The sequence below is a fragment of the Pseudomonas sp. VEM90 genome (assembly GCF_054611535.1).
The window spans coordinates 1-6,976 of sequence record NZ_JBTRAR010000049.1 but is presented as its reverse complement, the minus strand read 5'-3'; the positions used below and the strand labels follow the sequence as shown (position 1 = coordinate 6,976).

Below are 6,976 nucleotides of genomic sequence, written 5' to 3'. Positions count from 1 at the left end.
GGAAGACAGGGAATCGTGTTTCGAACTATGCTTTTTCATGGTCTCGCCCTCGCTGCCGTTGGCTTCTTTGAACACCACCGTGGCACTGTGATGCCTCGGCGGGGGCGAGTCCATCGATTACACAGATCGGTGGTGGACACACATCTGGGGTTGGACACAGCCCGTCGTAGGAGCGGGTTTACCCGCGAAGAGGCCGGCGCTGGTTGAATCGATTTCCGGTCAATACACATCCCGCCGATACCGCCCATCCTCGATCAACTGCTGTACAGCTTCTTCACCCAGCATGCGATTGAGCGCCGCATCCACCCCAGCCGCCATGCCTTGCAGGCTGCCGCAGACATACACGCAAGCCCCATCGGCCACCCAGCGCTTGAAATCCTCGGCCTGTTGCAGCATTACGTCCTGCACATACACCTTCTCGGCCTGATCGCGCGAGAACGCCAGGTCCAGCCGTGCCAGGTCGCCGTTGTCCAGCCAAGCCTGCAGCTCATCGCCGCACAGCAAGTCATGCGCCCGATTACGCTCGCCGAACAACAGCCAGTTGCGCTGCTCACCGGCATTGACCCGCGCGCGCAACAGGCTGCGAAGGCCTGCCAGGCCAGTACCGTTGCCGATCAGGATCATCGGCGCAGCGGCCTCAGGCAGATGGAAGCCACTGTTACGCCGCAGGCGCAGGCTCAGGGTGCCATTCATTGGCAGGTATTCGGTCAGCCAGCCAGAGCCCAAGCCAAGGTTGCCGTCAGGGTGGCGTTCCTGGCGCACGATCAGCTCCAGCACACCATCGCTGGCGATCGAGGCGATGGAGTATTCGCGGCTGCCGATCGGTACCAGTGCATCCACCAGTGCCTGCGGCTGCAAGCCGATCAGGTGGTCGCGGCGCATCGGCAACTGGCGGCCAGCGAGTGCCTGGGCAAGGGGTTCGCTCAGGCCATTCACCTGCACCTGGCTGTTGGCGTCCAGTGCCATGCCCTTGAGGAACGCGTCGATCCGTGGCTGCCCATTCAGCGGCAGTATCTCTACCAGATCGCCGGCTTCCCAGCTTGCAGGTTCTGCAGCCTGCAGGCCAAGCAGGTACACCGGTTGGCCTTGGCTGCCAGGGTTGAGCAGTTTGCGGCGCACCAGCGACCAGTTGGCAAAGGTTGGCGGTTGCCAGGCGGCCACCGGCTGGGCGCCGGTCAGTTGCGCCAGTTCCTGCTGCCATTGCTGCAGGGCGGCCTGGTCGGCGTTGTCCACTTCCACCGGGCTGAATGCACTGCTGGCACCGCGCTCCCCCAGCCACGCCTGGAGACGACGAGCGAAACCGCAGAAGTGCGGGTACTGACGATCACCGAGGGCGAGCAGGGCATAGTTGAGGTTGTTCAGTGCCCAAGGCTGGCCGAGCACCTTGCGCTCGAAGGCGCGAGCGCTGTCGGGCGCTTCGCCGTCGCCGAAGGTACTCACCACGAAGAGCGCGCGATGGGCCTGGCGCAGGTCGTTTTCACCCAGCTCGGCAAGGGCGCGCACCTGAACTGTCTGGCCAGCTGCCTGTAGCTGCTTCGCACTCTGCCAGGCCAACTGCTCGGCAAAGCCACTCTGGCTGGCAAAACCGATCAGCCAACCGTCGCCATTGCCGTTGCTGTTGGCGACCTTGCCACGGGCTGCGCGCACCTGACGTTTCTTGCGGCGACGGTCGAGGTACAGCAGCCAGCCAGTGACGAAGAACAACGGCATGGTCAGGCTGGCGATGGTGACGATGATGCGCCCCGGCAAGCCGAAGTACTCGCCCACATGCAAGGCGTAAACACTCTGCAGCAGTTGCGCCTTGAAGGACTTGTCGGTGTAGCGGTCGTGCTTTTTAACCTGGCCAGTGGCCGGGTCCAGGACCAGGGTATTGAAGGCACGTGGGTGGGCAGCGTTGTCGAGCAGGTAGAACAGGTTGGCCGGCTGACCGCCAGCGGGCGGCAGGCGCAGGTTGTAGGTGGAAAGGCCTGGGCCCGCGGCGTCTTTTAGGTTGGCCCAGATGGCGTCGTAGTCCACCACCAGCGGCGGTGCATTCCTGTCGACTTTCTGCGGCCCGTGCCGGCCACGGCCTTCACCACGTTTTTGCTGCTGGCCCGCAGCCGGCGCGTCAGCCAGCAGCTTGTTCAGGCCTTCGCGGTACCACTCATAGGACCAGAACAGGCCGGTCAGGGCGAACAGAAGGTAGAACAGAAGGCACCAGGTACCTGCCACGGCGTGCAGGTCCCAGTTGAAGGCGCGGCCTTTCTTGGCCCAGTCGAAGGTCAGCCAGGTGCGCCAGTCCAGCGCTTTGCGCGGCCAGCGCAGGTACAGGCCGGACAGGCAGAAGAACACCAGCATCAAGGTGCAGGCCCCGGTGATTTGCCGGCCAGTGTCGCCTATGGCGAGGAAGCGGTGCAGCTTGAGCATGAGGTTGAAGAAGCCTTGCCCGGCCACTTCACCCTTGAGTTCGCCGGTGTACGGGTCGGCATAGCGCAGTTCGCCACGGCGTTCGCCCGGTGCCGGCATGAAGAAGATACGTGCAGCGTTGCCTTCACGCACGTCGACCCACAGCATCGACACCTTGTCGTGCTGCTGGGCTTCGACCCGTTTAACCAGCTCGGCCGGCGGCAGCACGCCTTCGGCGCGTACTTCTACCTTGAGTACATCGGCATTGAATGCGCGCAGCAGTTCTTCCTGGAACGAGTACAGCGCCCCGGTAATGCCCATCAAGGCCAGCACCAGGCCAGCGGTGATGCCAAAGAACCAGTGCAATTGGAACAGCGTCTTCTTCACCACGTTACTCACCTTGAGTTGCTGCCACGACCTGCGCGGCGTGCATTATGCCTTGATACGCAAAAGCCCCGCTCACGGGAATGAACGGGGCTCGGGGTGACTTGATTAGAAGTGGAAGTTGGCACTCATGAGTGCAGTACGGCCAGGCGCTACGTGAGCGTAATGCGTAGCGAATACTTGATCGAAGTAACGCTTGTCGGTCAGGTTTTGCACATTCAGCTGCAAGTCGACATTCTTCGTCAGGCGATAGGTAGCCATGGCGTCATAGCGCCAGTAGGAAGGCACCTCGACAGAGTTGGCTTCGTCACCGAAGCGCGAGTCGACAAAAGTCGCGCCAGCACCGACGGTCAGTTGCGGAATGATGTCGTAGGTCGACCAGAACGTGAAGTTGTTACGCGGCGTGCTAGGCATGTGGTTGCCTTCGTTCGCTGCAGTAGAGGTTTTCACGATCTCGCTTTCCATATAGGTGTAGCCGCCATAGACCTTCCACTTGCTGGTCAGGTTACCCGAGTAGGTCAGCTCCACACCCTGGACCCGTTGTTCGCCATCGAGCACCTGATAAGTGGCATTGTCTGGATCGGTGACGCGTGCGTTGGTTTTGTCGGTACGGAACAAGGCTGCGGTCAACGATAGGTTATCGTCGAAGAAGTCCCACTTCGTGCCGATTTCGTAGTTGCGGTTGCGTTCTGGATCGAGGTTGCTGTTGTTGGCCGCCAGCTCCAGGCCGCCATTGCCGCTGGTTTCGCCCGACGGGTTGCTGGAGGTCGACCATGCAGCGTAAATACTGCCGTTGGGCAACGGCTTGTAGACTACGCCAACTTGGTAGTTCCACAGATGCGCGTTGTTTTCGCGAGAGAAGTCCCCCGCCACCGAGCCACGACCACCTGTGCTGTATCCGCTTGATTTGGTTTGGTAATCGTCGTAACGCAGGCCAAGGTTCAGCGACCACTGTTCGTTGAAAGTCAGTGTGTCAAATACGTAGGCAGCGCTGGTTTTCGTATTCGTATCGGTGAAGGCTTGGCTGTCGGTAATCGTGCCAGACCAGCCGTCATCCGGGGATGGGTCGTAGAGGCTGGTGCAGTCGCCCGAAGCCAGCAAGGCGGGGGTGCAAACAGTGCCTGTGCCAGCGGCCGAGGTGACGACATACCCGCGGTTATGCGTGTCGCTGTAGGTGAACTCCAGGCCTGTCACCAGGCTATGCTCGATGAAGCCGGTATTGAACTTGGCACTCAGGTCGGTCTGGTTCACCCAGCCTTTGGACGTCGAATTGCGGTTCTTGGTGGCGCGATAGACCGTACCGTTGGCGACGTTACCTTTACTGTCATCCGGGTTGGTCACGATGTAGTCGAGGGTCGAGCGCGACATGCGGAAGCTGTTGGACAGTGTCAGGTTTTCGTTCAGGTCATGTTCGATACGGATCGTGCCGCTGTCGTTGCTGGTCTTGCGATAGTCGCGTCCGTTCAAACCGTAGAAGTTGTCGCGGTCAACATGAGCCGGGCCATCTACATTGTATTTGCTGCGCGTGGCGCTGCGGTTCAGCGGGATGCCGTAGTCAGGCATATCGTCGGTTTTCAGGTGGTAGTAACCCACTGTGACCCGTGTATCGGTGCCCAAGCCAAAAGCGAACGACGGTGCTACCCCCCAACGGCTCACATCCACATCGTCACGACCGGCGACGTTGGCTTCGTGCTTCATCAGGTTCAAGCGAAAGGCAGAGGTGTCGGTCAGTTGCTTGTTCAAGTCCAGGGTGGTGCGTTTGGTCTGGTCTGAACCCCAAGTGAACCCACCGTTGTAGCTATCGCCAAGTTTTGCGCTCTTGGTGACCAGGTTGAGGCTCCCGCCCGTCGAGCCAGCACCGGTAAAAGCGGAGCCAGGGCCTTTTGCGACCTCAATGGACTCGACGTTGAAGATCTCCCGGCTTTGGGATGCGACATCGCGCATGCCATCGACAAATACGTCACTTTCGGCGTTGAAGCCGCGAATGATAGGGCGGTCACCCGCGGGATTGCCGCCTTCGCCTGCGCCAAAAGTGATGCCTGGGGTTGTGCGCAAGGCGTCTACCAAGGAAGTCGCACCTGTGTCACGAATGACTTGCTGAGGGATCACCGTGACACTCTTCGGTGTTTCACGCAGCGGGGCGGTGTACTTCTTCGAGCTGGCGGTGTCCGTCTTGTAGCTGGTGACATCCTGTGCAGCGTTGACGCTGGTCGCGTCGAGTGAAATGACAGAATCAGCAGCCTGATCATCTGCACATGCAAGCTGAGCAGTCGATGCAGCAGAGATGGCAACGCCGATGGCGGACGCAAGCAGGCGTTGTGAGCTCACAGCAGATGGCACGTAGTGACGCATTGGTAAGGACCTTCCCCAAGGTTTCGAGGCGGTGGATCTTAATGTAAGCAATTTTGACTAACAATTGAGAGTCGTTACCATTCGTGAAGAATTTACAATCTTTACAATTTGTCTTTACGGTTTCATGCAGCTGAAACGTCTTAAGCGGCGAATGGGGCTTGTGTAGCGCAAAAGGGAATCAATATCATTGCGCCTTTACATTTCCCAACGGTGCTGTTGCCATGCTGCTTCACATCCCAGGCCTGTTCGACGCTGATGAGCTGGCCCGTATTCGCGAGGCGCTGGAGCAGGCCGACTGGGCCGATGGCAAGGTTACGGCGGGTTATCAGTCGGCCAAGGCCAAGCACAACCTGCAACTGCCGGAAGGCCATGCGCTGGCCAAGGAAATCGGCACTGCGCTGATCGACCGCCTGTGGAAAACCCCGCGCTTCATGTCGGCAGCCTTGCCGCACAAGGTGTTCCCGCCGCTGATCAATTGCTACCGCGAAGGTGGCAACTTCGGCTTCCACATCGACAACGCCCTGCGCCAGCCCAAGGGCAGCCCGGAGCGGGTGCGTACCGACCTGTCTTCCACGTTGTTCCTCAGCGACCCGGAAAGCTACGACGGCGGTGAACTGGTGATCCAGGACACCTATGGCGTGCAGCAGGTCAAGCTGGCCGCTGGTGACATGGTGCTGTACCCCGGCACAAGCCTGCACAAGGTCAACCCGGTGACCCGTGGCCAACGCTATGCCGCATTCTTCTGGACCCAGAGCCTGGTGCGCGATGACAGCCAGCGGGCGCTGCTGTTCGAGATGGACAACGCTATCCAGCAACTGACCGCCGATGTGCCGGACCATCCTTCGCTGTTGCAACTGACGGGCACCTACCATAACTTGCTGCGCCGCTGGGCTGAGGTCTGAGTCGTGTCCTACCTGCTGCGGCGTGAGGAAGTGGTGGATGTGGCCGGCTTGCAGGCCATGCTCGAGGAATCCCCCGGCAAGGCCGCCCAGGCGATTCTGGCGGCAGCGGGGCAGGGTGCGGTCGAGGCGCAGTTGCTGCTGGGCCAGATCCTGCTGGATGGGCTTGGCATCCAGCAGGATGCCACCGTCGCCCGGCGCTGGTTCGGTATCGCTGCACAGGGGGGGAATGCCATGGCGCACAACATGCTCGGGCGTTGCCTGGAGCATGGTTGGGGCGGTGAGGTGAATTTGGCGCAGGCTGCCGTTCACTACGCCCGTGCGGCCGATTCCGGTTTGGACTGGGGCCTGTATAACCTGGGCAACCTTCTGGCGACCGGGCGTGGGGTGCCGGTCAATCAGGTGCAGGCGCTGATGTGCTACGAGAAGGCTGCACAGCTGGGGCATGCCAAGTCGATGAACCTGTATGGGCGTTACCTGGAGCAGGGCATTGCCACGGCGCCCAGCCCGGCGCGGGCGGTGCGCTGGTATCGGCGTTCGGCCGAGGCGGGGGATTTTCGCGGGATGTTCAGCCTGGCGCTGGTGCTGGTCGAGCGTGGGCAGGTGGCTGAGGCCGCGCCTTGGCTGGAGCGGGCGCGGGTCGAGGGCAACATGAACTTCCTGCGTGCGGCGCTGGTGACCTTGCAGGAGGCGGGGCCGGCGCTCATGACCTTTGCGGGGCGCTATGCTGAGGAGATCGAACGGCGTGGTGAGTGAGGTTGACTGTGCCGGCCAATTTCCACTGGCCGATCACCGTTGCCGCTACCGTATTCGCGGGTAAACCCGCTCCTACACTGGAGGTTGGGCACAGGCCGTCGTAGGAGCGGGTTCACCCGCGAAGAGGCCGGGCCTGCTGGCCAATTTCCACCCGCCGTTCACCGTTGCCGCCGCTACCGTATTCGCGGGTAAACCCGCTC

At 61.1% G+C, this 6,976-nt stretch carries 4 protein-coding genes; 2 read left to right on the top strand and 2 right to left on the bottom strand.

The features are described from left to right. Positions 1 to 219: 219 nt before the first annotated feature. On the bottom strand, positions 220 to 2,775 hold the full coding sequence (locus ACYCCG_RS25915; RefSeq protein WP_459672298.1) for a PepSY domain-containing protein: 2,556 nt from the start codon (positions 2,773 to 2,775) through the stop codon (positions 220 to 222). A 102-nt stretch (positions 2,776 to 2,877) separates the two neighbouring features. Next, positions 2,878 to 5,121 (bottom strand): TonB-dependent receptor, encoded by a 2,244-nt coding sequence (locus ACYCCG_RS25910; protein WP_392460816.1) that lies wholly within the window; start codon positions 5,119 to 5,121, stop codon positions 2,878 to 2,880. Between the two features lie 221 nt (positions 5,122 to 5,342). Between ACYCCG_RS25910 and ACYCCG_RS25905 the strand changes: the two genes are divergently transcribed. Both ACYCCG_RS25905 and ACYCCG_RS25900 read left to right on the top strand, forming a co-directional pair. Further along, on the top strand, positions 5,343 to 6,023 hold the full coding sequence (locus tag ACYCCG_RS25905; RefSeq protein ID WP_209967912.1) for a Fe2+-dependent dioxygenase: 681 nt from the start codon (positions 5,343 to 5,345) through the stop codon (positions 6,021 to 6,023). Positions 6,024 to 6,026: 3 nt separating this feature from the next. Then, complete coding sequence (locus ACYCCG_RS25900) at positions 6,027 to 6,776, top strand: tetratricopeptide repeat protein (RefSeq protein ID WP_339444714.1); 750 nt, start codon at positions 6,027 to 6,029, stop codon at positions 6,774 to 6,776. Positions 6,777 to 6,976: the final 200 nt, after the last annotated feature.